The organism is Deltaproteobacteria bacterium, assembly GCA_003696105.1.
Lineage (GTDB): Bacteria > Myxococcota_A > Polyangia > Haliangiales > J016 > J016.
This window is the reverse complement of sequence record RFGE01000015.1, coordinates 1-24234: the sequence shown is the minus strand read 5'-3', so window position 1 is coordinate 24234 and position 24234 is coordinate 1. Positions and strand designations below refer to the sequence as shown.

The 24234-nt window shown below is 72.9% G+C and carries 19 protein-coding genes and 2 pseudogenes; 16 read left to right on the top strand and 5 right to left on the bottom strand.

Annotated features, from left to right (window positions below; translation table 11 throughout):
- From D6689_01075 to selB, 3 genes are all read left to right on the top strand, one after another.
- Positions 1-2684 (top strand): tetratricopeptide repeat protein (locus D6689_01075; GenBank protein ID RMH45006.1); only part of this gene is annotated, 2684 nt, incomplete at its 5' end.
- A 3-nt stretch (positions 2685-2687) separates the two neighbouring features.
- Complete coding sequence (locus D6689_01070) at positions 2688-4502, top strand: hypothetical protein (GenBank protein ID RMH45005.1); 1815 nt, start codon at positions 2688-2690, stop codon at positions 4500-4502.
- 64 nt (positions 4503-4566) lie between these two features.
- Positions 4567-6453: a selenocysteine-specific translation elongation factor gene (gene selB / locus D6689_01065; GenBank protein RMH45004.1), complete on the top strand. Its 1887-nt coding sequence runs from the start codon at positions 4567-4569 to the stop codon at positions 6451-6453.
- Positions 6454-6486: 33 nt separating this feature from the next.
- Here the strand turns inward: selB and D6689_01060 are convergent, their stop codons facing one another.
- Positions 6487-7215 carry a hypothetical protein gene (locus D6689_01060; GenBank protein ID RMH45003.1) on the bottom strand — a complete coding sequence of 243 codons (729 nt, stop codon included), beginning with the start codon at positions 7213-7215 and terminating at the stop codon, positions 6487-6489.
- A gap of 98 nt (positions 7216-7313) precedes the next feature.
- Between D6689_01060 and D6689_01055 the strand changes: the two genes are divergently transcribed.
- The 8 genes from D6689_01055 to D6689_01020 all read left to right on the top strand — a co-directional run bounded on the left by D6689_01055 (position 7314) and on the right by D6689_01020 (position 14923).
- The gene (locus D6689_01055) at positions 7314-8807 is read left to right on the top strand and encodes a hypothetical protein (GenBank protein ID RMH45002.1); all 1494 of its coding nucleotides are present in this window, start codon (positions 7314-7316) and stop codon (positions 8805-8807) included.
- Positions 8804-9409 (top strand): hypothetical protein, encoded by a 606-nt coding sequence (locus tag D6689_01050; protein ID RMH45001.1) that lies wholly within the window; start codon positions 8804-8806, stop codon positions 9407-9409. Before D6689_01055 ends, D6689_01050 begins: the two co-directional genes overlap by 4 nt.
- Positions 9410-9704: 295 nt before the next feature.
- Positions 9705-11636: an OmpA family protein gene (locus D6689_01045; GenBank protein ID RMH45000.1), complete on the top strand. Its 1932-nt coding sequence runs from the start codon at positions 9705-9707 to the stop codon at positions 11634-11636.
- A gap of 57 nt (positions 11637-11693) precedes the next feature.
- Positions 11694-11891 (top strand): hypothetical protein, encoded by a 198-nt coding sequence (locus tag D6689_01040; protein ID RMH44999.1) that lies wholly within the window; start codon positions 11694-11696, stop codon positions 11889-11891.
- A gap of 68 nt (positions 11892-11959) precedes the next feature.
- Positions 11960-12256, top strand: a complete 297-nt coding sequence (locus tag D6689_01035; protein RMH44998.1) for a hypothetical protein — start codon at positions 11960-11962, stop codon at positions 12254-12256.
- Positions 12253-12672 (top strand): hypothetical protein, encoded by a 420-nt coding sequence (locus D6689_01030; protein RMH44997.1) that lies wholly within the window; start codon positions 12253-12255, stop codon positions 12670-12672. Before D6689_01035 ends, D6689_01030 begins: the two co-directional genes overlap by 4 nt.
- Positions 12573-13529 carry a pseudouridine-5'-phosphate glycosidase gene (locus D6689_01025; protein ID RMH45008.1) on the top strand — a complete coding sequence of 319 codons (957 nt, stop codon included), beginning with the start codon at positions 12573-12575 and terminating at the stop codon, positions 13527-13529. The genes D6689_01030 and D6689_01025 overlap by 100 nt, the downstream gene beginning before the upstream one ends.
- Positions 13520-14923: a hypothetical protein gene (locus D6689_01020; GenBank protein ID RMH44996.1), complete on the top strand. Its 1404-nt coding sequence runs from the start codon at positions 13520-13522 to the stop codon at positions 14921-14923. Before D6689_01025 ends, D6689_01020 begins: the two co-directional genes overlap by 10 nt.
- 81 nt (positions 14924-15004) lie before the next feature.
- On the opposite strand, the gene D6689_01015 is transcribed toward D6689_01020, so the two are convergent.
- Positions 15005-15610, bottom strand: coding sequence for a hypothetical protein (locus D6689_01015; protein ID RMH44995.1), 606 nt, complete (start codon positions 15608-15610; stop codon positions 15005-15007).
- Positions 15611-15715: 105 nt separating this feature from the next.
- Here D6689_01015 and D6689_01010 point away from each other — a divergent pair, with 105 nt between their 5' ends.
- Positions 15716-17269 (top strand): ATP-binding protein, encoded by a 1554-nt coding sequence (locus D6689_01010; GenBank protein RMH45007.1) that lies wholly within the window; start codon positions 15716-15718, stop codon positions 17267-17269.
- Complete coding sequence (locus D6689_01005; GenBank protein RMH44994.1) at positions 17266-18795, top strand: amidase; 1530 nt, start codon at positions 17266-17268, stop codon at positions 18793-18795. The genes D6689_01010 and D6689_01005 overlap by 4 nt, the downstream gene beginning before the upstream one ends.
- A gap of 146 nt (positions 18796-18941) precedes the next feature.
- On the opposite strand, the gene D6689_01000 is transcribed toward D6689_01005, so the two are convergent.
- A complete protein-coding gene (locus D6689_01000; GenBank protein RMH44993.1) occupies positions 18942-20744 on the bottom strand; it encodes a hypothetical protein in 1803 nt (600 codons plus the stop codon).
- Here D6689_01000 and D6689_00995 point away from each other — a divergent pair.
- Positions 20571-21188 (top strand): annotated as a pseudogene (locus tag D6689_00995) (TetR/AcrR family transcriptional regulator). The gene D6689_01000 and the pseudogene D6689_00995 overlap by 174 nt on opposite strands.
- Before the next feature lie 33 nt (positions 21189-21221).
- Here the strand turns inward: D6689_00995 and D6689_00990 are convergent.
- Positions 21222-21551, bottom strand: a complete 330-nt coding sequence (locus D6689_00990; protein RMH44992.1) for a hypothetical protein — start codon at positions 21549-21551, stop codon at positions 21222-21224.
- A gap of 38 nt (positions 21552-21589) precedes the next feature.
- Between D6689_00990 and D6689_00985 the strand changes: the two genes are divergently transcribed.
- A complete protein-coding gene (locus D6689_00985) occupies positions 21590-22921 on the top strand; it encodes a monooxygenase (GenBank protein RMH44991.1) in 1332 nt (443 codons plus the stop codon).
- A gap of 125 nt (positions 22922-23046) precedes the next feature.
- Here the strand turns inward: D6689_00985 and D6689_00980 are convergent, their stop codons facing one another.
- Positions 23047-24060: a hypothetical protein gene (locus D6689_00980; GenBank protein RMH44990.1), complete on the bottom strand. Its 1014-nt coding sequence runs from the start codon at positions 24058-24060 to the stop codon at positions 23047-23049.
- A gap of 49 nt (positions 24061-24109) precedes the next feature.
- Here D6689_00980 and D6689_00975 point away from each other — a divergent pair.
- A pseudogene (locus D6689_00975) lies at positions 24110-24234 on the top strand (DUF2993 domain-containing protein).

Below are 24234 nucleotides of genomic sequence, written 5' to 3'. Positions count from 1 at the left end.
TGGACGCGCCGCCGAGCGCGCCGGCCGCGCCGTCGCTGGACGACATCGGACTCGACGCGCCGGCCGCCGCGCCTCCACCGCCCGGCGGCGGTGTCGTCACCTTCTCGACGCCGACGGCCCCGGCCGACGACGTTCCCGCCGCGCCGCGCCTGTCGCTGTCCGAGTCGCTCGCGTCCGCCCCTCCCGCGAGTACCGACGAACTCGACCTCGCGATGGATCCCGCCCGTGCGCCGAGGCGCAGCGATGTCGTCGCCCGCGTCGACGAAGCGGCGCTCGGCGAGGCCGCTCCCGTGCGCAAGCGCCCGATGTCGCGCGCGCGCAAGCTGGCGGTCGCCGCGGCGGCCGTGGTCGCGGTCCTGGGAGCGGGCGGCTTCTACTTGTATCAGCGCCATGCGGCCGAGCAGGCGCGCGCCGCCGACATCGCGCGGTCGATCGCGACGGCGCGCCGGGCGCTGGCCGAGGATCGCTGGCTCGATGCGGCTGCGGCCGCGCAGCGGGCGCTGAAGACCGATCCGAAACACCCCGCCGCCCTCGGCCTCGCCGCCCAGGCCTACTTCGCGGCCGCGATCGATCGCGGGACGGACGCCGCGAAGCTAGTCGCCGAGGGCGAGGCCGTGTTCCGGAAGATCTCGGAGGCCGCCGCTCGCGGGCCGGAGGTCGATGCGGCCGCCGGGTTGCGCGCGCTCACCGAGCGCAACCCCACCGAGGCCATCGCCAAATTGTCGGCTGCCGCCGAGCGCGACCGGCGCGATCCCAACTTGCCGCTGTACCTCGGGTGGGCCTATGCGCAGGCGGGCGACTTCGCAAAGGCGGCCGACGCGTTCGACCACGCGCTGCGCAAGATCCCCAAGCGGGTCCCCGCGCTGTACGGGCTGGGACTGGCGCACATCGAACTCGGCAACACCGACGCGGCGCGCGACGCGCTGTTGGCGGTCACGGAGATCGATCCCGCTCACATCGGCGCGCGGGTGGGACTCGCCCAGTTGGTGGAGGTCGACCGGTTCGACGCCCGCGAGGCGCGCTATCTGGAGATCCTCAACGACCCGAACATCGCCAAAGCCGACCCGCGCGCCGTCGCTCGCGCCTGGGCGCTCGCCGGCGACGAGGCGCTGCGAGCTGGCCGCGTCGACGAGGCGGTCGGCCGCTACACCAAGGCGCTCGAACTCGATCCGGACAACGTCACCGCCGTGATCGGCGAGGGCAAGGCCGCGCTTGCGCAGGGGCGTTACGAGGTCGCCCGCGAGCGGCTGAAGGCGGCGCTGTCCGCGCGGCCGGACAACATCGACGCGATGGTTGCGTACGCAGAGGCATCGCTGGCGCTGCGCGACTGGGACGCGGCGTTCGACAGCATCGAGTCGGCGCTCAAGCGCAACCCGAAGAATTGGCGGGCGCAGTACGTCTACGGCAAGATTCTGGCGGCATTCCCGGATGCCGAGGAAGGCGCGGCCGAGGAGGTCCTGCGCGCGGCCGTCGCCATCGCGCCGCCCGGAGAGATCGCGCCCACGGTCGAGCTGTCGAAGTTGCTCGTCGCCAAGGGGCGCGGCCAGGAAGCGCTCGCGGTGTTGCGGCCGGTCGAGGCGGCTGCCGAGACCGACGCTGCCCTTGCCGTGGCGTTGGGCGTCGCGTACCTCAACACGGGAGATGCGGCGCGGGCCGAGCAATGGTTCCGCAAGGCGCTGGACCTGCGCCCGGCCGACGTGGAGGCGCAGCTGCAGCTCGGCATGGCACTCGGCGCGCAGGAGAAATTCGACGAGGCGCTCGCCATTCTCGAAAAGGCGTGGGAGGCCGACAACACGCGCGAGGACGTCGGCGTGCGTCTGGCGACCCTGTACGAGCGCGCGGGGATGGACGACAAGGCCGCCGAGATCTATGACGCGCTCGTCGCTCGGCCGGGGGCCAGCCTCAACGCGCGCGGCCGCGCCGGCCGGTTCTACGCGCGGACCGGCCGCATCGACAAGGCGGTATCCCTCGGCGAGTCCATCCTGGCCGAGAACGAGCGGGATGCGGCCGGCCACTACCTGCGCGGCGAGGGCCTGTACGCGCAGGGCAAGTACGCGGAGGCGCAAAGTGAGTTCCGCGATGCCACGCTGATCGACCCGCAGGCGCAGTACTACGAGGCGCTCGGCCGCGCCATGGAGAAGCAGGGGCTGCTCGCGGACGCGCTGCGCGCCTACGAGCGCGCGATGGGCCTCGACGGCAAGTACCTCGCACCGCGCGTCGGCCGCGTGCGCATCCACGTGTCGCGCCGGCAATACCAGGAGGCGCTGGACGAGGCGAACGCGGCGCTCGCCATCGCGCCCGACGATCCCGACCTCCACTTCTACCGCGGCGAGAGCCTGTACGAGATGGGCCGGGCGCGCGACGCGGTCGACGCATACAAACGGGCCGTCGGCGGCCGCCCGGACTTCGCGTACGCGTACTACCGCATGGGCAAGGCCTACGTCGATCTCGACAAGCCGCGCGACGCGGTGGCGGCGCTGGCGAAGGCGACCCGCCTGGCCGAAGGCTCCGAGGCCGCGTGGTTGGCCGACGCCCATTACTACCTGGCGACGGCGGCGCGGACGGCCGGCGACCGCGGTACCGCCATCCGCGCGTTCCGCGCGTTCCTGGACATGTCGCCGGATGACGCCCGCGCTCGCGACGCCCGCAAGCTGCTGCTGCGCCTCGAAGCCGGGGGGCGCTAGGCCGTGCGGCGCGCGGCGGCTGCGGCGGCTGCGGCGGCGATCGCGGCGACGCTCGCGCCGGGGCCGCCGGCGCGGGCCGGCGCCGGGCCGGCGGCCCTGGACGGCTGGCTCGACGCCGACGCTCCGATCGTGGCGACCCTCGAGCCGGCCGGGCTCGAGGCGATGGCGGCGGCCGTTGCGCGCACCCCCGGCGGGGCGCGGGCGGTGGCCGCGGCCCGGGTTGCGCTCGGCGCGGTCGCCGGCTTCGACCCGCTGTCCAAGTCGGGATGGAGTGCGGCCGGCTTCGACGCCGACGCACCGATCGCCGCGTCGCTCGGCGCGATCGACCCGGACGGCGCGCAGGCGGTGTACGCCGCGCTGGTGGCCGCGAGGCGCTGGGACGACCGGACGCTGCGGCGGGTGCGCAAGGTGTTCTGGCGCAGCCGCGTCGTGCTACGGGTCACCGACTGGCAGCGGGCGCGCAAGACGGTCGACCGCGTGGTCGCGGCCGTGCCGGGTGTGTACGCGGTCGGTGCGGCCGACGCGCCGCAGATCGCCGCTCTGGTCGGCGAGCGCCCGCGGCACGCCGACCGGGTCGTGTCCCGCCTGGGCCGTCGCGGCGTCGTCGCGCTCGGCTGGATCGCCGGGCTCGACGCGTACGTCGCGGTGCGCGCGCTGCCGAAGCCAGGGCTCGTCGTCGTGGACGTGGTCGGCACGTTTGCTGGCGTGCCGATCGTGTGGCCGCGCGACAGTCGCAAGCTGCTGGCCGCGATCGAGCGCGCGCCAGGCACCTCGCTCCTGGCCGCGGCGCGGGAGCGCGGCGCGGGAGCGACCCGCGGGGCGGTGACCGTGTGGCTGCGGCCGCGGCCGCTGATGGCGCTGCTGAAGGCGGTCGGCCGCCACGCGGCGCTGCGCGCGGCGGCGGTCTATGCGCCAGGCGACCGCCGCGCGTTGCGGCGCGCCGCCGACGCGGAGCTGGCGCGGTGCGCGGAACTCGACGCCGTCGTCGACACGAGCCCGCTGGCCGATGTCGCGTTTGCGATCGATGTCACCGGCGACGGCGTCGACGCGCGCACCGTGTGGGGGCTGCGCGACGGGATGGCGCTGGCGGCGGCCCTGCTCGTGGACGACGACGAACTGTTCGCCTGGACCGACGCGCCCGACCGCGCGGTGACGGCGGCGGTCTATCTCGGCGGGATCGGCGCGCTGCGCGGGGTGCCGCGGCCGCCGCTTTTGCGCGACGGGCTCGGCGGGGTGCAGCGCGCCGCGGTCGCGTGTGGCGGCGCCGGCGCGATCGTCGCCGGCCTGTTCGGCTGGCCGCAGCTGGCTGGCGCCGCGCTCGACGCGCTGCGCGCGGGGGCGCCCGACTGGGCGGCGATCGTCGAGGGCGCGCGCAACGCGGCCGTCGTCGTGAGGCGCGGGCGGCGCGGGGCGGCGGCGTACGCGGCGGCGATCACCGTCGACGACGCGGACGCCGCCGCGGTGCGCGCTCGCCTGGCGCGCGCCGCCGGCCGCGCGCGCGACGTGTCGGCCGGCGGTCGGCCCGTGCGGCTGTGGTCGCTCGGGCCGCGGGTCGCGTTCGCGTACGAAACCGGCGCGGACGCCGCGGCGTTCGGCGTCGCCGCAGACGAGCCGGCCGCGCGGGCGCTGGTGCGCGCGGCCGGTCCGACCGAGTCGCCGCCCCTCGCGCGCGCCCGCATCCGCGTCCGCGCGCTGGCCGAGGACTGGCTGCCGGGGCCGGTCGCTCGCGTGCTGGCGCGCTACATCGACCGCATCGACTGGCAGCTCGCGGTCGCCGGCGATCGGCTCGAGGCGCGAACGTCGTTGCGGTGGCGGTGACGGCGTGCGCCATTGTGGCGTCGCCGCGCGGCCGCGGCGCAGATCCGCCATAATCCCGGCCGTCGTGCACACCCAACGCATCGTCCTCGGCACCGCCGGCCACATCGACCACGGCAAGACCGCGCTCGTGCGGGCGCTCACCGGCATCGACACGGATCGACTCAAAGTCGAAAAGGAGCGCGGGATCACCACGGAACTGGGATTTGCGCACCTCGACCTCGACGGCCGCCGGTTCGGTTTCGTCGACGTGCCGGGTCACGAGCGGTTCATCAAGTCGATGGTCGCCGGCGCCGGCGGCATCGATCTCGTGGTGCTCGCGATCGCGGCGGACGAGGGCATCATGCCGCAGACGCGCGAGCACCTCGACATCTGCGAACTGCTCGGCGTGCGCCGCGGCGTCGTCGCGCTCACCAAGTGCGACCTGGTCGACGACGAGTGGCTCGCGCTCGTGACCGAGGAGGTGCGCAGCGGGCTCGCCGGCAGCTTCCTGTCGAACGCGCCGATCGTGCCGGTGTCGGCGCGTACCGGTGCCGGACTCGACGCGCTGCGCGGCGAACTGGCGCGTGCGGCCGAGGCGCTGCCGGCCCGCTCGGCCGACGGTGTGTTCCGACTGCCGCTGGATCGCGTGTTCACGATACGCGGATTTGGAACCGTTGCTACCGGAACGGTTTTGTCCGGCACGGTGCGCGCCGGCGATGCGGTGATCGCACATCCGCGCGCCGTCAGCGGCAAGGTGCGTGGCTTGCAGGTGCACGGAGAGAAGGTCAGCCAGGCCGCAGCCGGAGTTCGTTGTGCCGTCAACCTGTCGGGGGTGGCGCGGGAGCAGCTGGTGCGCGGCGACTGGCTCGTGCACCCGGGTACGATCGAACCGTCGCACTTGATCGACGCGCGGTTCCGCTACCTGACCACCTCGCGCGCTCCCCTCGGCCGGCGCAGTCGCGTGCTGTTGCATCACGGCACCACGCAGGTCCTCGCCACCGTCGTCCTCGTCGACGCCGACCGCCTCGAGCCCGGGGCCGAGGGGCTCGTGCAGATTCGCGTCGACGCGACCACGCCGCTGACGGCACTGCCCGGGGACCGGTTCATCGCCCGCGGCTTCGAGATCCAAGAGCACTACGGCACGACGATCGGCGGCGGCGAGGTATTGCGCGTCCACGCGCCCAAGGTGCGGCGGTCGTCCGACCGCGCCCGCGAGGCCCTGCGAGCGATCGCGGCCGCCGAGGGCAGCGACCGGATCGCGCTGGAAATCCGGAGCGCCGATGTCGCGGGCATCGCCACGGGCGACTTGGTCGGCCGCCTCGGCCTGTCGGCCGAGCGAATCGCCGCCGCGGTCGACGAACTCGTCGCGGCCGGCGACGTGGTCCGCGCTGGCGACCTGCTGTGCCACGCCGAGCCGTTCGCGCGCGTCGAGGCGCGGGCGCGCGCACTCGTCGACGAGCGCGGTGAGCTGCCGCGCGAGGAACTGCGCGCGCGCTTGCCCCGATCGCTGCCGCAGCGCGTGTTCGACGAGGTCATCGCAGCGCTGGTGCGGCGCGGTGCGGTGGAGGCGGCCGGCGACACGGTCAAGGCCGCGCGGCGCGGGCGCGCGGCGGCTGGCGGATTGTCCCCGCTGGCGCGCGACCTGCGCGAGCGATTTCGCCAGTGGGGCGTCACGCCGCCGCGCCCCAAGGAGATCGCGGGCGATCCGCGCGCCGTCAAAGCCGCGATCGACGAACTCGTCCGCGCCGGCGATGTCGTGCGCGTCAAGATGGACCTGTACGTCGCGGCCGACGCGATCCGCGACCTCGAGCGCAAGCTCGTGGCGCACCTGGACGCGCACGGGCAGATCACGCCGGCCGAGTGGAAAGCGATCACCGGCGCGTCGCGCAAGTACAGCATCCCGCTCGCCGAGTACTTCGACCAACAGCGGGTGACGCTCCGCGTCGGCGACGTGCGCACGCGGCGCGGCTGACGGCCGGCAGCGGGCGCACGCGGCGCGATCGGGTCAGAACATGTACGTGGTGCCGAGACCGGCGTAGAACACGTCGCGGAAGCCGGTCTCGATGTTGAGCGACAGTTGCGGCGCGACGTCGATGCGCGCGCCGAGCAGGAGGTTGACGATGGGTACGGCCGGCGGCACGTCCTCGCTCTTTTCGTTGACCTGCTCGCCGTTGGGATCCGGCGAGCAGGAGTTGATATCCCCCTGCACCGTGCAGCGCGTGTCCGTCTGGATGACGTCGCCGAGCACCGCGGCGACGCCGATACCGGCGCCGTACCGCAGCGACACGCGCGAGGCGAGGGGGTGGTGCCACACGAACGCCACGTCCAGGCCGAGCGTCGCGAGGCCGTCGAACTCGACGAAGTCGGGATTTTCGCCCGGAACGCCCGGCGTATCGCCCTTTTCGAGCCACAGGCCGTCTTCGGGCGACACGTTGTCGTACTCGAGGCCGACGACGAGGTCGAAGTTGGCCTTGCGGCGCACGAACTCGACGCCGAACCCGGTCCGGCTCACGCCGGAGGACGCGGAGTCGACGAACAACTCGAGCAGCCCCTTCGGAAAGAACACGTAGCGCGCGCGGACCCCGAGGCCGAACCGCGCCGCCGGCCCCTCGTCGAGTCGGCCGGCGTCGTCGGCTGCGCCGACCGCGTCCGGATCGGCGTCGCCGAGGTCGTCCTCCGACTGAGCGCGCGCCGGCGCGCTTGCGAACGTCGCCAGCGCGGCGATCGCGATCATCCATCCCGGCAATGTGGCTCGCATCATGTCCTCCGTGTCGAGGGCGGCAGTGTAGCGTATATTGAGCGCGATACGGCGCGCTCGCGCCCACGGACGACATGCAACGGCTCGGTTCCTGGCTCGCGGTCGCGCTGGCTGCAACGGCCGCGTGTTCGAACCCCGGCCCCGCCGGGATCGGGCAGCCGTGCGCCGATCCGTCGGACTGCGCGGCGTCCGCCCAGTGCTTTGCCGGGGTGTGCACGCCGCGGTGTCGGTCGCACGTCGAGTGCGGCGATGGCTATCGGTGTACCGACGACGGTGTATGCGAGATGGTCGAATCGTCCGTCGGCGACGCCTGTGTGCGCGAACTCGACTGTGGCGTGCACCAGACCTGCCGCCCGGACGACGCCGACGTCGACGGCGACGGGCGGCTCGCCGCGACGTGCCAGCCGGTGGCGCCCGGGCGGGTGCCCGGCGCGCCGTGCGCCGCCGACGCCGACTGTCAGACCGGCGTGTGCGCCATCGGGACGTGCGCCGACCTGTGCGCCGGCGACTCCGACTGCGGGCCGGACCGCGTGTGCGCCGACGTGCCGAGGCTGCTGCCGGGCGCGGCGCCCTTGTTTGCCACCTGTCTTCCCGCGCGAGCGCGGTTTTCCGCGCCCGTGCCGCTGGCGGAAAACGGCGGCCGCGTGCGCGTGGCCGTGCCGAGTCACGCCGCGTCGGTCGCCGTCGTCGTACGCGCCGAGAACCCGCAGGTGACGGTCGGCGTGACACGGGCGGTCGCGCCGGACGGCACCGTGCTGGTCGACTGGCCGAACCCCGGGCGAATTCGCTACGCGCCGGCGCGCCACGAGTCGACCCTGCTCATCCCGAACGCGCCGGACATCGACGTGGCGGTCGGCGCCTACGAGTTCACCGTCACCGCGCTGCGCGCCCCCGGCGAACTCGCCGGCGAGACGCCGCGGGTCGACGTCGTCTACGCCCTCGGACCGGACACCGGCGCGGCCACGATCGACCTGCACATGGTGTTTCTCGACCTGGCCGGGCACCCGTGCGCCGCCGCATTCGACGGCGGCACGCTGTCGGCCGCCACCGCGTCCGTGTCGCCGTCTTTCGCGGACTTCGTCGACGCGATCGACGCGATCCTCGCGCCCGCCGGCGTGTCGGTCGGCGCGGTCACCTACCGCGATCTCCGCGGGCGCCCCGACCTCGACGCGCTCGACACCCGCGAACTCGGCGCGCTGCTGTCGACGTCGACCGAGCCGGGCGGCGCCACCGTGTTCTTCGTGCGGTCGATCGACCCGTCCGGCATCCTCGCCCTCGCCGGCGCGATTCCCGGCGCGCCGGGGTTGGTCGGCCGCCCGACCGCCGGCGTCGCGATCGGAGCCGAGGCGCTGTGCTACCGCAGCTGGACCGACCTGGCCCGGTCCGCCGCGCACGCGATCGGCCACTACGCGGGGCTGTTTGCCAACGTGGCGCCTGACGGGACCGCGGACCCGATCGCGGACAGCCCCACGGATGCGTCCAACCTCATGTATTTCAGCGAATTCGGCGGTGTCGGCGTCAGCCCCGGGCAGGCCGAGGTGCTCCGCCGCAGCCCGGTGACGCGATGACCCGGCGAGCGGCTCACTTCGCAGGGTACGCGGCCGTGGTCGCGCTGGCCGTCGCCGCGTGGGGCGCCGCCGGCGCACCCTGGCCGGCGAGCGGTGTCGCGAGGTCGGTGCTCGTTCCCGGGGACCCGCTTCGCGACCTGCTCGGCGGCGTCGACTACGTGCCCGACCGCGCGGCGCTCGACGGGGCGATCGCGGGTTCGCCGACGGACGTGCTCGTCGCGCTCGCGCAGGACGCCGCCGCCGATCCGGGCGTGCGCGTGCGGGCGGTGCGCGCGCTCGGGCTGTATCCGTCGGATGCGACCCGCTCGGCGCTCGCGGCGCTCGTCGCCGCGCTGCGGTCGTCCGAGGCCGGCTACGACCTCGTGCTGCTTCGCGCCGCGCTGCTGTCTCTGGGCGCCGTCGGGGGCGCGGGCGCCGCCGCGGCGATCGCGCCCGCGTTGCACCACCCGTCCAAGGACATCCGCGCCGCCGCGGCGACCGCGCTCGGCGCGACCGGCGACAAGGACGCCGTCGCCTATTTGTACGAGCAACTCGCCACCGAACAGGACGAACTCGTCCGCCAGGCGATCAGCGAGGCGCTGCGCCGGCTGGGCGGCGGCTGAGCCGCGCGTTCGTTCGCGGCGCCGCGCCACGAGACCGCTCCGCCCGCCGGCGGCTCGCACCGCGAGATCTGCCGCGGCGGCGCGACCGGCGCCGTTCGCCGGCGGCTCGCGAGCCGACCCGCGGGATGCGCTCGCCGCCCATCCGCCGTCGCGGCGGCAGGCCGTTGCGCGCGCACGCACCGCGGGCCGGCGGTCGCCAACGCCCCGCGTTTGTTGATCTTCGACCGGGCCTGTAGTAACCCCGAGCGAAGCGGTGGGCAGGTTGTCCACCCCACTCCCGGTCACCGGAGGCCACATGTACTTGGGTAGGCGCCAGCTGGCGGCGCGCGCGCCGCGCGTTCGCTCGATTGTCAGCGGGATCATCGTGTGTGCGGTCGGCTTGGCGGCACCGCGGGTGCGCGCGCAAAACGGCGCGTCGATCGACCTCAATGCGTTCCACCCGGCGATGGACACGCGCGGCTACATCACGCTCAACGCGTCGCAGGTGCTGGGCCACAAGGACGTGTCGTTCGGGCTGGTGACGACGTGGCGGCGCGGCCTCGTGCAGTTCGACGGCCCCAACGGGGCATCGTTCGAGGTCAGCAACGTGATCGTGCCGACCCTGCTCGGCGCGTTCGGCCTCAAGGCCGGCCCGCTGGAGCTGGAACTGGGCCTGTCGTTGCCGTTCACCCTCGTGGCCGGCGACCGCGGCCCGGATTACACCGGCATGCCGGGACCGAACGACGACGAGAACTTCTCATTCACCTCGCAGGGGCTCGGCGATCCCGGCATCCACGCCAAGATTCGCTTCCTCAACACGTCCAAGGGGCCGCGCGTCGGGCTCGCGCTCGTCGGCTCGCTCTACCTGCCCAGCCCGAGCCGCGACGACGACAGCGCGGGCGTTCCCGGCAACCCGTGGCTGGGCGACGGCGCGGTCACGCCGCAGGCGATGGTCGTGCTCGACAAGGAAAACCGCGCCGGCACCTTGCGCGTGGGGCTCAACGCCGGCATCCGAGTCCCGACCGAGACCCACACGTTCGCGGACACGTCGTTTACCGATCCGGGCGGCACGGACATCGCCACCGGCGGCCGCATCGAAAACGGCGCGACCATCCCGGTCGGCGCCGGCATCAGCTATGCCATCGCCAAGCAGAAGTTCGACGTGCTCGCGGAGGCCTATAGCGCCATCCCGCTGGCGGGCGAGGGGCTGTTTCCGGCCGAGGCGATCGTCGGCGCCAAGGTGTACCTCGCGCGCAACTCGTTCCTCGAACTGGGCGCGGGCGTCGGCGTACTCGACGTGACCGATGCCAAGCCAAATTTGCGGGCGTTTCTCGGCATCATCTTCGAGCCCAACATCGGCGACCGCGACGGCGACGGCATCAAGGACGACGTCGACCAGTGCCCGGACGATCCCGAGGACTACGACGACTTCGAGGACGAGGACGGCTGCCCCGAGCCCGACAACGACCGCGACGGCATCCTCGACGAGGACGACCAGTGTCCGAACGAGCCCGAGGACAAAGACGGGTTCGAGGACGAGGATGGCTGCCCGGAGGACAACGCGCTCGACCGCGACGGCGACGGCATCCTCGACGACGTCGATCAGTGTCCGGACGACCCCGAGGACAAAGACGGGTTCGAGGACGAGGACGGCTGCCCCGACCCCGACAACGACCAGGACGGCATCCTCGACGTCGATGACCTGTGCCCGGACGATCCGGAGGACAAGGACGACTTCGAGGACGAGGACGGCTGCCCCGATCCCGACAACGACAAGGACCGCATCCTCGACGTCGATGACGCCTGCCCGAACGAGCCGGAGACCTACAACGGCGTCGACGACGAGGACGGCTGCCCGGACCGCGGCCGCGTGATCGTCACCGACACCAACATCGAGATCCTCGACAAGATCTACTTCGAGTACAACAAGGCGGTCATCAAGCCGAAGTCCTATCCGATCCTGGACGCGATCATCGCGACGCTCCAGGGCAACCCGGACATCCTGCTCGTCGAGATCCAGGGCCACACCGACGAACGCGGCTCCGATGCCTACAACCTCGACCTGTCCCAGCGCCGCGCGCAGGCGGTGATGGATTATCTGGTCAAAGGCGGCGTCGATCCGAGCCGACTGCGCGCGCAGGGCTACGGCGAGCGCCAACCGGTCGACCCGCGGCACAACGAGCAGGCGTGGGCCAAGAACCGCCGCGTCGAGTTCCTCATTCTCAAGCGCGCGAGCGACAGCGACTGAACCGATGCGCCGATTCCCCCCGGTCGCCGTCCGGCGGCCCGATTGCGAGCGCTGACGATGCGGTTCCCGCTCACCGACGAGCTGCGCCGGGAGGCCGAAGCGTTCGCGCTTCGGTCGGCGTGCCGGGACTGCGCGCACTGTGAGCCGTCCGGCGCGTGCGCACACGGCTGGCCGAACGAGGACCAGAGCCGCTGGCCGCTCGGGGCCGGCGGCGCGCGGTTCGCCTCGTTTTGCAAGGAGTTCGAGCTGCGGTGATCGGTCGGTCCGGCGCGCGACACCGCGAAAACTCGCGCGCCGTTCCGAATCGCGTTATACCGGCCGCGATGGGCGTGATTCGCTCGCTGGTCACCTTCGTCTGCCTCGCGGCTTTGGTGTACTGCGGTGCGACCGTGCCGCTCGGGAAGCGGACGTTTTTCGGGCACGTCCGCAACATCTGGGCGGCGGACGAGACGCGCGAGCTGGTGGAGGGGGTCCGCGAGGTCGGCGGCCCGGCCCTCGACAAGGTCAAGCGCGGGCTGCGCGCGGGCCTCGACGAAGTGCGCGACGACGGCGAGCGCGCCCCGGAACTCGCGCCTGCGCGCGACGATCCGTGCGACGCCGGAATCCAAGCGAGTCGATGAACAAGACCACCCTGACCGTCGGCGCCGGCATCATCCTGTGCGCCGCGTCGATCCTCTGGCTCGAGGGCCGGTTCGCCGCCAGCGATCACCGCAAGGCGAAGGAACTCGTGCGCGCGTATCGGGTCGACGGCCGCGACGAGACGTTCGAGCAGTTCGTCGTGCGCAAGCACGGCGGTCGCGCGGGGCGGTGGGACTCGGAGATTCGCGAGACCTGCCGCGGAATCGTCCGGGTGCAGTGGACGCTCGACGGCAATCCGCCGACGTTCTACCAGTGGGACGTCGAGTTGCCGACGCAGGAGATCTACGTCGTCCCCGAATCGCCCGGCGGCAAGCGGCTGCTCGAGGAGTTCCAGGCCAAGCCGGACGCGCTGCCGCCGCTGGAGCTGCCGCCGCTCGACGCGGGGGCCGCGCCGTGACGCGCGTGGCTCTCGAGTCGACGCTGGTCGCCCACGGGTTGCCCTACCCCGACAACCTCGAGGTCGGTCGCGCGCTCGAGGCGGACGTGCGGGCAGCCGGCGCCGTGCCGGCGACGGTCGCGGTGATCGACGGCGCCGTGTGCGTCGGCCTCGACGACGCGCAGCTCGAGCGGATCGCGCGGGGCGGCGCGGACGTCGCCAAGGCCGGCGCCGCGGACCTCGCCGCGGTGATCGCCCGCGGCGGCACCGCGGCGACCACGGTGAGCGCGACGGCGGTGTTGGCGGCGCGCGCCGGCATTCGGCTGTTCGCGACCGGCGGCATCGGCGGCGTCCACCGCGGCGACGCAGGCGACGTGTCGAGCGACCTCGCGACGCTCGCCGCGACGCCGATCGCGGTCGTGAGCGCCGGCCCCAAGGCGATCCTGGATATCCCGCGCACGGCCGAGGCGCTCGAGTCGCTGGGCGTGCTCGTGGTCGGCTACCGGACCGACGAACTCCCCGCGTTCTACACGCGGTCGTCCGGTGTGCCGCTCGACCACCGCGCCGACGATCCGGCGGCGATCGCGCGGATCCTCCGCGTGCGGTTCGACGAACTGGGCCAGGGCGGCGTGCTCGTCGCCAACCCGATCCCGGAGGACGCGGCGCTCGACGATGGCGTCGTGCGGGCCGCGGTGGACGCGGCGCTCGAGGCCGCCGCCGCGCGCGGCGTGCGCGGCAAGGCGCTCACGCCGCTGTTGTTGGCCGAGCTGGCGCGCGTGACCGGCGGCGCGAGCGTGGCGGCCAACCGGGCGCTCGCCCGCGCCAACGCCCGGCTCGCGGCCGAGATCGCGGTGTGCTACGCGCGGTTGTGCGCGTGAGTCCGCGCCGAGGGGGCGACGGCGCCGGGCGCGCGCGTGCGCGCCGGGCCCTCGACCCGATGAATGGCGGCGGCCGCGCCGCGTCCAACCGAGCGCCGCCGGCGGTCGCCGATCGTGCGGCGGTCTTGACCCCCGGCGCGAAACGCGGGATGCACACGGCGATGACACGGCGACACAGGGAGCGGCTGGTAGCGGCGGCGGCGATGGTTGCAGGGGTCTGGAGCTCGCCGGCGGCGGCCGCGCCGGCGGCCAAACCGAAACCCGGCGCAACCGTCGGCGTCCGGCTCGTCCACACGGTGAAGCCGCCGAGCGGGTTCGTCGACGATCCGATCGCGTTCGACGGCGCCGGCAGCCGCCTGGCATACGTCCACAGCGACTCCGCGGCGCTGTGCCAGCTCGAGGTGCTGGACATCGCGCAGGGGTTCGCCTCGATCGCATCGATCGACCTGGCGAAGGTCACCACGGCGCCGTCGGACCTCGCGTTTACCGCCGGCGCGGACCGCGTGTTCGTCACCTACCGAGTGGGGGCGTCCGAGGACGGCGCCGGCAAGGCCGCGGTGCTCGTCGACGTGTCGACCGGCAAGATCGTGCGCCGGTTCGGCCCCGCCGACGACGTGCGCCTCGGCCGCTACGACGGCGAGCCGGTCGTGGTCGCGTACGACGCAACTCGCAAGCGCGACCGCAAGGGGCGCGTGTGGGTGACGCACAGAGTGGACGTTCGCCGGCTCGACACGGGCAAGCGCGTCGGCAAGCCGTTGTCGCTGGTCGCAGACGACACCGGCTACATCGAAAAGCTCGACTTCCGCCTGCAGTACTGGCTCGACGACTACCTCACCGCGGTCGGAGTCAAGGGTGGCACGTGGGATCGCGTCGAGGATCAGCGTTCTCCCGACGTCGCCGCGCGTTACGACGTCGTCCAGCGTTTGTTCGTCCGCAAGGACCCGATCGCCGACCTCACCGAGTTCGCTCGCGAGGTGCAGGTCCGTCGCGAGCATGCCAACGAGGCGTCGTTTCTGCGCGTCGCCCACGACCTGTCCGGCCTGTACTGGCACCGCGACGGCGAGCGGGCGGTCCCAATCGCGTTGGCGCAGCCGTTTCACCACTACGACCCGAAGTCGTTGCTGTATCAACGAGCGGCCGACGGCGGCATGTTCTTCTCACTCGAGATCGATCCGGTGAACCCGGACGCCGTCGCGCGCAAGAAGGCCGACCCGAAGTGGCTCGATTTGTATCGGCTGTCCCCCGGCGCCGCGAAGGCCGAGCGCGTCGGGCGCGTGTTGCTCGGCCAGCGAAAGATCGCGTGGCGCGCGTCAGACCGCCACTGGGCTCTACTCGAAAAGCACATCGGCTTCAGTCGCGGCGGCCCCGTGCTGCGCGTGTACGCCGTGCGCTGACCCCGCGCCGCTCCCCGCAACGACCGCGCCGCGGCGCCCGCGCGATCGCGCAGCCGCGGTCTGCGCCGGCCTGCTCGGGGTCTACGGGCCGGCGTCGGCGTCGGCGACCGGTTCGAGCGTCGCATGGACGACGCCGGACACCCGCGGCACGAACCGGTAGCGCGCCAGCGCGTAGCCGTCGAGGACGAACGTGAACTCGTGCGGCGTTCCATCGGCGTCGCCGCGCCAGTACGCCGGCGTCGGGCCGACGACGCGGCCGTCGACCGCCGCGATCGCGCCCGGCGGGGTGGACCGTAAGATGATCTCGACCGGGCGCGCGGCGCGCGGGCGCGGCGGCCGATAGCCGAACAACGGTCCGCGCGTCACCGGCGCGCGGGTCTGCGCGCCGTCGGTCCGAGCCCCGGACCGCTCGGACGCCCCGCCCGGGTCGCCGGGGTCATCCGGGTCTGCGGACTCGTCGCGCGCGGTGGAGGCCGCCTTTGGCCCAGCCGGCGGGGCGTGCTGGGCCGACCCGCCGGCCGCGGGCGACGCGCGGTTGCCGGCGGCGTGTTCGCGCGCACCCGCTGTCGCCGAGGGCTGCGCGGCCGGCGCATGCGGCGAGCTGCCGGAAGATGCGTCGGGCGGAGGATTGCGGCACGCGGCGATGGCGACGGCGGCGGCCAGGAGCCAGACCGGCGAGCGGACCATCCAGTGGACGGTACCACGCCGGACACCCGGACATCGCACCGGACACTCCGGAAGGTAATTCCGGCACGTTCCGGTCTCGGCACGCCGCTTGCCATGGTCGCCGGCATGCTCGGGACGATCGAATCGTGCTCGCTTCTCGGGGTCGATGCGTTTCGCGTCGCGGTCGAGGTCAGCGTCGACGGCGGCCTGCCGCGCTACGAGGTGGTCGGCTTGCCCAACGCATCCGTGCGCGAGGGGGCGGTGCGCATTCGCGCGGCGCTCAAGGCGGCCGGGCACGATCTGCCGAACAAGCGCGTGACGGTCAACCTCGCCCCCGCCGACCGCCGCAAGGAGGGCGCCGCGTTCGACCTGCCCATCGCGATCGGCGTGTTGATCGGCGATCGCCAGGGCACGCCCGCGCCGGTCGATGGCTTGCTCGTCGTCGGCGAACTCGGTCTCGACGGCTCGCTGCGGCCGGTCCGCGGCGTGCTCGCTGCGGCGCTGCTCGCGCGGCAGCGCGGGATGCGCGGCGTGTTGGTGCCGGCGGCGTCGGCGGCGGAGGCGCAGGCGGTGGCCGGCATCGACGTCTACGCGGCGGCACACATCGGCGAGATCCGCCGGGCGCTGCTCGGCGAGGCGCCCCTTCCGCGGCCGGAGCCCGCACCGCCGGCCACACCCGCACCTCCCGAGGGCGACGCCGGCGACATGGCGGACGTTCGCGGCCAGGCGCTGGCGCGGGCTGCGGTCGAGGTTGCCGTCGCCGGCGGTCACAACTTGCTGTTCGTCGGTCCGCCCGGCGTCGGCAAGACGATGCTGGCTCGCCGGATCCCCACCGTGCTGCCGCCGCTGTCGGACGGCGAGGCGGTCGATACGACCAAGGTCTACTCGGCGCTCGGGCTTGCGCGCGACGGGCTGATCCGCGCGCGGCCATTTCGCGCACCGCACCACACCGTGAGCACGGCCGCGCTGCTCGGCGGCGGCAGTCCGCCGCGCCCGGGCGAGCTGTCCCTCGCGCACAACGGCGTGCTGTTTCTCGACGAGCTGCCCGAGTTTTCGCGGGTCGCGATCGAGGCGCTGCGCCAGCCGCTGGAGGATCGGCAGGTGACGATCGCGCGCGTGCGCGGCACCGTCACGCTGCCGGCTTCGGTCATGCTGGTCGCGTCCGCCAACCCGTGTCCGTGCGGATGGCACGGTTCCCCCGATCGCGCCTGCACGTGCACGTTCGGCGCGATCGAACGCTATCGCGATCGGCTCAGCGGGCCGCTGCTCGATCGGATCGACCTGCAGGTGCACGTCCCGAACGTGGCACTGTCGGACATGCGCTCGGCCGAGCCGGGCGAGTCGTCGGCAGCCATCCGCGCCCGGGTGGTCGCCGCGCGCGCGCGCCAGGCCCGCCGGCTGGCGGCGTTCGGCGTCGCGACCAACGCGGACATGGGGCCGCGCGCGATGCGGGCGACGTGCCCGCTGACCGCGCGGGCCGAGGCGGCGTTGGCCAAGCTGCACCGGACCCGCCTGGGGCTCACGGGACGCGGCATCGACCGGGTCATCAAGGTCGCGCGCACGATCGCGGACCTGGCCGGCGACGATGTCATCGACGCGCCGGCCGTGCTCGAAGCGGCCAGTTATCGCGCGCTGGACCTCGATCCCGTGGCGGATGCGCGCCGCGTCGCTGGGGCATGACGCGGACGGGCACGGCGGCGCGCCGGCTGCACGGCGAGGGCACGCGCGTCCGCTGCACGGCGGCGCTCCGGTCGCTCGTGGCTCTTGCTACCCTCCTGTGGGTGCAGCCCCTGTTGCGCAAGTCGGCGGTCGAGCTCGCCGCGCTCGTTCGCCGCCGCGAGGTGAGCGCGCGCGAGGTGGTCGATGCACACATTGCGCGCATCGAGCAGGTCAACGCCCGGCTCAACGCGGTCGTCGCAGAGCGGTTCGCCGACGCGCGCCGGGAGGCCGACGCCGCCGACGCCCGGCTGCGCGCCGGTGGGGACGTGCCGCCGCTGCTCGGCGTGCCGTGCACCGTAAAGGAGGCGATCGCGTGTGCGGGGATGCCACATACCTCGGGCCTCGTCGCGCGGCGCGGCGTGCGGGCGGCGGCGGACGCTCCGGCCGTGCGCTGGCTACGGGAAGCGGGTGCGATCGTGGTCGGCGTGACCAACGTGTCCGAACTGTGCATGTGGATGGAGTCCAACAACCGCGTCTACGGCCGGACGTGCAACCCCTACGATCCGTCGCGAACCTGCGGCGGCAGCTCCGGCGGTGAGGGCGCGATCGTCGGTGCCGGCGGCGTGCCGTTCGGCCTCGGTGCCGACATCGGCGGTTCGATTCGTATTCCCGCCTTCTTCAACGGCGTGTTCGGCCACAAGCCCACCGGCGGGCGCGTCCCGGTGACCGGCCACTACCCGATGGCCGACCCGCGGGCGCGCCGCTTCCTCACACTCGGCCCGCTCGCGCGCCGCGCCGAGGACATTCCGTTGCTCATGCACCTACTCGCCCGGCGGCATGCCAGTTATCCCGAGGGGCTCGCCGCGCCACTCGGCGATGTCGACCGGGTCGACGTGAGTCGCCTGGTCGTCTACGACTCTGCCGTGGGCGCCACCGCGGACCTGCTCGCCGCCAAGCAGCGCGCGGTCGCCGCCCTGGCAGCGCTCGGCTGCGAGGTGCGCGCGCTGGACGATCCGGCGTTTCATCGCGGCTTCGAGGTGTGGTCGGCCCTGTTGGGCGAGGCGACCGACGTCGCGTTCGCGGAGCACCTCGGCGGCGGCGGCCCAGCGGTGAGGCCCGCGCGGGAGCTGCTGCGTTGGGCCGTCGGTCGCTCGCCTCACACGCTGCCGGCGATCGGCCTGGCGCTCATCGAGCCGTTGCCGCGGCTGGCGCGGCGGCGCGCCAGCCGCGCGGCCGCGCTCGGCCGCGCCTTGCGGGCGCGGCTCGACCGTCTGCTGGGCGATCGGGGCGTGCTGGTGTTCCCGTCGTTCCCGCGCCCCGCACCGCGCCACAACGAGCCGCTGCTACACGTTGTCGACGCGGGCTACACGGGGTTGTTCAACGTGTTGGAGTTGCCGTCGACGCAGGTGCCGTGCGGCCTCGATCGGCACGGCGTTCCACTCGGCGTGCAGGTCGTCGGCGGGCACGGGCGCGACCACGTCACGATCGCGGTCGCGATGGCGCTCGAGCGCGCGCTCGGCGGCTGGGTTCCTCCGTTGGACCGGTGACGGTGCGCCGTCGCCGGCCCGCCGAAACCGGTGCGGCCCCTCGTGTGCCGAAACGAAAGCAAGCCGCCGCGCGCGCCGTGAGGGCAGCGCGCGCGGCGGCCGGGGAGGTCGTCGGGCGCGCCTGCGTGCGCCCGAGGTAGGGAGGATCAGCCGTTGCTCGTGCAGACGGTCGGATAGTCGCTGCAGCAGTCGCCGTAGCCCTCGCACGCGCTGTCGCAGTAGCACGCCGGGCTGCTGCCGGGCACGGCGCTGCTGCTGCCGCAGTGCCCCTCGCACGAGGGCGCCGGCGCCGGCGTCGGCGTGTCGTCACCGCCGCCCGCGGTGCACACGGCCTCGTAGTCGGGGCAGCAGTCGCCGTACTGGCTGCAGGCGTCGTCGCACCAGCAATTGTCGGCCGCATTCTGGCCGCCGCAGTGGCCCTCGCAGGTCGGGCCGGCGGGCGGCGGCGGTGGCGTGTCGCCGCCGGCCGGCGCGCACGTGGCCGCGTCGTTGGCGCACCGCAGGATCTGCTTGACGATCGTGTACGAGATGTACGGGTTGTCGTCGTTGCCGCCGGTGTCGTCGGCCTGCTCACCCCAGCCCTTGTGGTTGACCGCCATCCACATGAAGTCGGGGTGCAGCTTCTTGTTGTCCTCGCCCCACGTGGTCTCGGGGTTCTTGATCCACTCGCCGCCGAGGATCTTGCCGCTGTCGTCGAGTTCGAGCACGTAGTTCAGTTCGACCTCGTGCGGCGCGACGTTGCGCTGGTCGGCGCGCAGCCGCATCTTGTAGCTGCTCACGCCGTCGGACACCATCCAGTAGCGCATCTTCACACGCACGAACCGAGTCGCCGCGGCGTTGAACTCGTAGCGCGACCCGTTGGCTCCGATCAGCTCGTTGGCCTTCTCCTTCGAAATCTCCTCCTGCTGGTCGATCTTGAACTTCACGAGCGGGAAGTTCCACACTTCCCAGTCCCAGTTGTGGTCGATGACGAACGCCGGCCGGGACAGCCCGCCCTCGACGGGGAACAGGTAGTCCGCGCCGCGACCGAGCAGGCCGGTGACGGCGATGTGCAGCGAGCCCGCGTTCAGGTCGCGGCACTCTACGTCGACCGGGCGGCCGTACTCGTCGCGCTCGATCTCGTCCGGATCCTTGTTGCAGCGCCGGCCGGAGAACGTCGCCTGGTCGCTGAAGTACAGCTCGGTCATCAGGGCCTCGATGTCGCCCATGCGGAAGGTGACGCAGCCGTCGGCGCCGGCGAGCGGTCCGGTGCACTCGGTGACCTTGCCGTCGACCAGCTTGACCGTCACGTCGCGCTTGGGAAACCCGTCGGGTTCGGTCGTCGCATACGACGCCCAGCCGTTGCAGTGTCCCCACCAGCTATCCGGGTGCGCGTAGGTCTGATACAGGCCGTGGTTCTGCAGTTCCCACTTGGTGGCGGGACCGGGCACGGTGATCGCTTCGTGCTTGTGCTTGTCTCCGCGTTCGCTGGCCGGCTTGCGCAGGTCGGACATGTACCAGTGCTCGACCTCCGGCACTTGCTGCTCCTGTCCCGGGTAGACGAGCAGGTCGTACTTCTGCGTCGGTCCCGGCTCGTCGTCGTACCACTGATTGGCGATGCCGTTGCCGGCCTGGCTCCACCAACTGGAGGCGAACACGTTGAAGTCGGTCTCGCCGTCGGTGATGTTCGGGTCGTACGTTTCGTAGTCGCCCTTGAGCGACTTGTGCAGGCGCGACGCCTTGTTGGCGGCGTCGATCGCCTCCTCCTTGCCGCGTTCGGTCGGGATGACGACCTCGTGTGCGCCGCCGAAGATCGGCACGCCGAGGTCGTCGTTGTGGCCGAGCACGTAGCGGTAGACGCCTTCTTGGAAGCCTCCGCGGCCGCCTTCGTCCTCCATCTCCGCGCCGGCGCAGCCGCCGGCGACGAGCGCGCCGAGCGCGATCCAGTGTGTCCAGTTCGAGGCTTTCATGGTCGTTTCCTGTCGGGTTGGTTGAGAGGTTGGAAAAGCGCCAGGGTGGGAACGTTCCGCTCGCGGCGACAGGGAGCAAGCACGGTGCCATTCGTAACCGGTTGTAATTGCGGTAAAAGTCGATGGAGACAGCCGGCGTCAGGAAAGTTCGACTGCCATCCATTTCGGCAGGTCGACCGGCCACTCGCAAAAGTTGGGGGCAAACGCCCCCTGACTTTGTCGTGGACCGCGGGGCCAGAGTCAGGTGAAACTACCAAGCCCGTGCCGCGCCCCGTGCGAACGTCCGCCGCCGTCCGCGACCGCATCCTCGACGCCGCCGTGGCGCTGCTGCGCAGCGACGGCGCCGAGGCGTTGTCGCAGCCGCGGGTGGCGCGCGCCGCGGGCGTGAGCCAGGGGCACCTCACCTACTACTTCCCGCGCAAGCAGGACCTGGTCGTCGCGGTGGCGCGCCGCGGAGTCGAGTCGATCGCGCGGGAACTATCCGATTTTTTCCGCGGCGACGGGTGGCCGGGGGCCGCCGCGCCCGAACGCGAGCGCGCCGCCGCGTTCGTCGCCGCGCTCGTCGCCGACCGGGAGCGCACGCGGCTGCTGCTGTCGCTCGCGCTGCGCGCCCGGCGCGACCGCGGCTTGCGCGACCTGCTGCTGCGTCACGTCGCCGAGGTGCGCTCGCTGCTCGCCGCCGGGATGGGCCGTCGCGCCGACGATCCCGACGTCGACCTCACGCTCGCCACGTTGTGGGGGCTGGCCATCCGCCATCTGCTGGCCGAAGACACCGGCGCCGACCCCGAGACCGCGGATCTCGTCCACCGCTTGTTCACCATCGATTCGGCAAAGGAGTGACACACATGTTCCGATCCTGCACGGCCCTCTCGTTCGTCGTCGCGGTCGCCAGCGCGTGCGGCGCGAGCGACGGTGACGGCACCGGCGGCGGTCCCGACGCGGGCGTCTCCGGCGACGTGACCTACTACCAGGACATCAAGCCGATCGTCGACGCCAAGTGCGTGCGCTGTCACGTCGACGGCGGCGTCGCGCCGTTCGGCCTCGAGGGCTACGAGGCCGTGCGCGATCGCGCGGGCGTGTCCTTGCTCGAGATCGAGGCCGATCGCATGCCGCCGTGGAAGGCGAACCACGACTGCAACGACTACGTCGGCGACTTTTCGCTCACCGACCACGAGAAGGCGCTGTTCGCGACGTGGGTCGACCAGGGAACGCCGGAGGGGGATCCGTCGAAACCGGGCGACCCGATTCCGGTCGAAGATACGCGCCTGTCGCGGGTCGACCTCACGCTGTCGATGCCCGAGGCGTACACCGCGCGCACGGCGCGAGACTACACCGACGACTACCGGTGCTTCGTCATCGAGTGGCCGGCGGAGTTCACCACGACCAAGTACGTCGCCGGCTTCAAGGCGGTCCCCGGCCACCTCGGCACCGTCCATCACGTGATCGCGTATTACGCGACACCCGAACAGGCGCAGGCCTACTACGATCTCGATGCCGAGGACCCGCAGCCGGGCTACCAGTGTTTCGGCGGCCCGGGCGGTCCGGCCCAGACGTGGATCGGCGGCTGGGCGCCGGGCGGCCAGGGCTTCGACATGCCGCCGGGCACCGGGATGCCGATCGAGCCGGGATCGCTCATCGTGTTGCAGGTCCACTACAACACGCTGTACGAGGCGCCGCAGCCCGACATCACATCGGTGCAGTTCAAGCTCGAGGACGCGGTCGACCGGGAGGTGTGGACCCAGCCGTGGGCCAATCCGCAGTGGTTGTCCGGCACGAGCATGCACATTCCGGCGGGCGAAAAGGACGTGGTGCACTCGTGGCAGTTCGACCTCACGTGGCTAACCAACGGCGATCCGCTGCTCATTTACAGCGCCGGGTTGCATATGCACAATCTCGGCACGCGCGGGATCTCGACGATCCGGCGCGCCGACGGCGGCGAGGACTGCCTCATCCAGATCGACGACTGGGATTTCGACTGGCAGGACGGCTACGGGCTGCGGACGCCCGCGCGATTCAACCCGGGCGACCAGCTGTACCTCGAATGCCACTGGGACAATTCGCCGGAGAATCAGGTGGTCGTCGACGGTCAGCCCCGGCCGCCGCAGGACGTGTACTGGGGCGACGGGTCGACCGACGAAATGTGTCTCGGCGTATTCCTCGTGTCACGCGCCGACTGACGCCCGCGTGTCGCGCGCCGACTGACGCCCGCGTGTCGCGCGCCGCTGACGCCCGCGTGTCGCGGTTGGCGGCCGGCGCGCGGTGAACTCGTCCGGATCGGCGGCGGCCCGGGCGGCTCGTGCGGTCAGCCGCACAGGCGCGCGTCGGCCGGCGGCAGCGGCAGCGGTCGCACGGCGCTGTCGGGCGCCGGCGGCGCGAGCCCGAGCGGGACGAACGCGTCGCGGGCACGCCCCGGCAGGCGCGCGACGAGGCCGCGAAGATCGGCGACGGCGAGGACGTGCCGCGTCCCCGCGGCGTCGTTCAACATCAGGACGTCGTCGCGGCCGGACCGATACAGGGTTTCCGCGTACAGCGGCGCGATGGCGGCGATCAGCCGCGCGACCAGCGGCGCGGGGTTGCCGATCGATCGGACGATCGTTCCGTCGATCCGAGCTTCGACCAGCGCGCTCGGGACGCGCCGCGCGCGGTTTGCCATGCCGCGCGCGATGCGGGTCCACACGCCGGCGACGACCTCCGCGTCGCGGGCCGCGAGCGCGCGCGACGTGCCGTCGGGCTCGCGTGCGAACGTCCCGCCGTCGCGGCCCTGGCGCACGAGGAACTGAGTCGGCGCGCGGCCGGGACGCGTGGCGAGCGACAGCGTCGCGCGACCGGGGCTCACGTCGACGCCGACGACCCACAGCGCGCCGATCGGCCGCGCGCGGCGCCCCAGCCCGAACGGGCCGCGCGGCGTCCACGCGATCGGCCGGGCATCCTCCGACACCTCGCGCACGCGGAACGGGCCGGCGAACACGGTGTCCGCGGTCGCGGCGACCTCCGACGTGAACTCGAGCCCGAAGTAGGTCCGTTCGACGATGCGCAAGTGGCCGGTGCGGCCGTCGACCGCGAAGTGCAGCGATTCGTCGACCTCGGGCAGGTCGGTGAGCGGACGCAGGCGTTCGAGCGTGGCGAGCAGCGGCGCGGTGGTCGCGTCGTCCCAGTGGGCGTCGACCCAGCGGTCGTCGAGTAGCTCGACGCAGGTGTCCACGACGCGGCGCACCGCGGCCAGAAACGGGCGCCCGAGGGGGAACGGAGTGCCGTCGGCGTAGAAGTACTGCATGGATAACGCCTCCTGCCCACGGTTGAGCAAGCCGCGCACCAATCCGTCGATCGCAGGGATTTCAACCCGGTGCCCGAACTCGCCGCGTGCGGCGCCGGCGACGGGTGCGGGCGCCGGCCCCCATGGCGGGGCGGGCGCACCCGGTGTCGCCGGCGAGCCGGCCGCTCCCTGGCGGGGCGCGGCGACCGGCGCGTCGCGATCCCGTCCGCGCCCCGC

Excerpts from the sequence above, each read along its gene's own strand:
- D6689_01010 (RMH45007.1), top strand. The coding sequence starts at position 15,716 with ATGCTCGGGACGATCGAATCGTGCTCGCTTCTCGGGGTCGATGCGTTT.
- D6689_01045 (RMH45000.1), top strand. The coding sequence starts at position 9,705 with ATGTACTTGGGTAGGCGCCAGCTGGCGGCGCGCGCGCCGCGCGTTCGC.
- D6689_00985 (RMH44991.1), top strand. The coding sequence starts at position 21,590 with ATGTTCCGATCCTGCACGGCCCTCTCGTTCGTCGTCGCGGTCGCCAGC.
- D6689_01055 (RMH45002.1), top strand. The coding sequence starts at position 7,314 with ATGCAACGGCTCGGTTCCTGGCTCGCGGTCGCGCTGGCTGCAACGGCC.
- D6689_01060 (RMH45003.1), bottom strand. The coding sequence starts at position 7,215 with ATGATCGCGATCGCCGCGCTGGCGACGTTCGCAAGCGCGCCGGCGCGC.
- D6689_01030 (RMH44997.1), top strand. The coding sequence starts at position 12,253 with ATGAACAAGACCACCCTGACCGTCGGCGCCGGCATCATCCTGTGCGCC.
- D6689_01005 (RMH44994.1), top strand. The coding sequence starts at position 17,266 with ATGACGCGGACGGGCACGGCGGCGCGCCGGCTGCACGGCGAGGGCACG.
- D6689_01015 (RMH44995.1), bottom strand. The coding sequence starts at position 15,610 with ATGGTCCGCTCGCCGGTCTGGCTCCTGGCCGCCGCCGTCGCCATCGCC.
- D6689_01050 (RMH45001.1), top strand. The coding sequence starts at position 8,804 with ATGACCCGGCGAGCGGCTCACTTCGCAGGGTACGCGGCCGTGGTCGCG.
- D6689_01035 (RMH44998.1), top strand. The coding sequence starts at position 11,960 with ATGGGCGTGATTCGCTCGCTGGTCACCTTCGTCTGCCTCGCGGCTTTG.
- D6689_01000 (RMH44993.1), bottom strand. The coding sequence starts at position 20,744 with ATGAAAGCCTCGAACTGGACACACTGGATCGCGCTCGGCGCGCTCGTC.
- D6689_01040 (RMH44999.1), top strand. The coding sequence starts at position 11,694 with ATGCGGTTCCCGCTCACCGACGAGCTGCGCCGGGAGGCCGAAGCGTTC.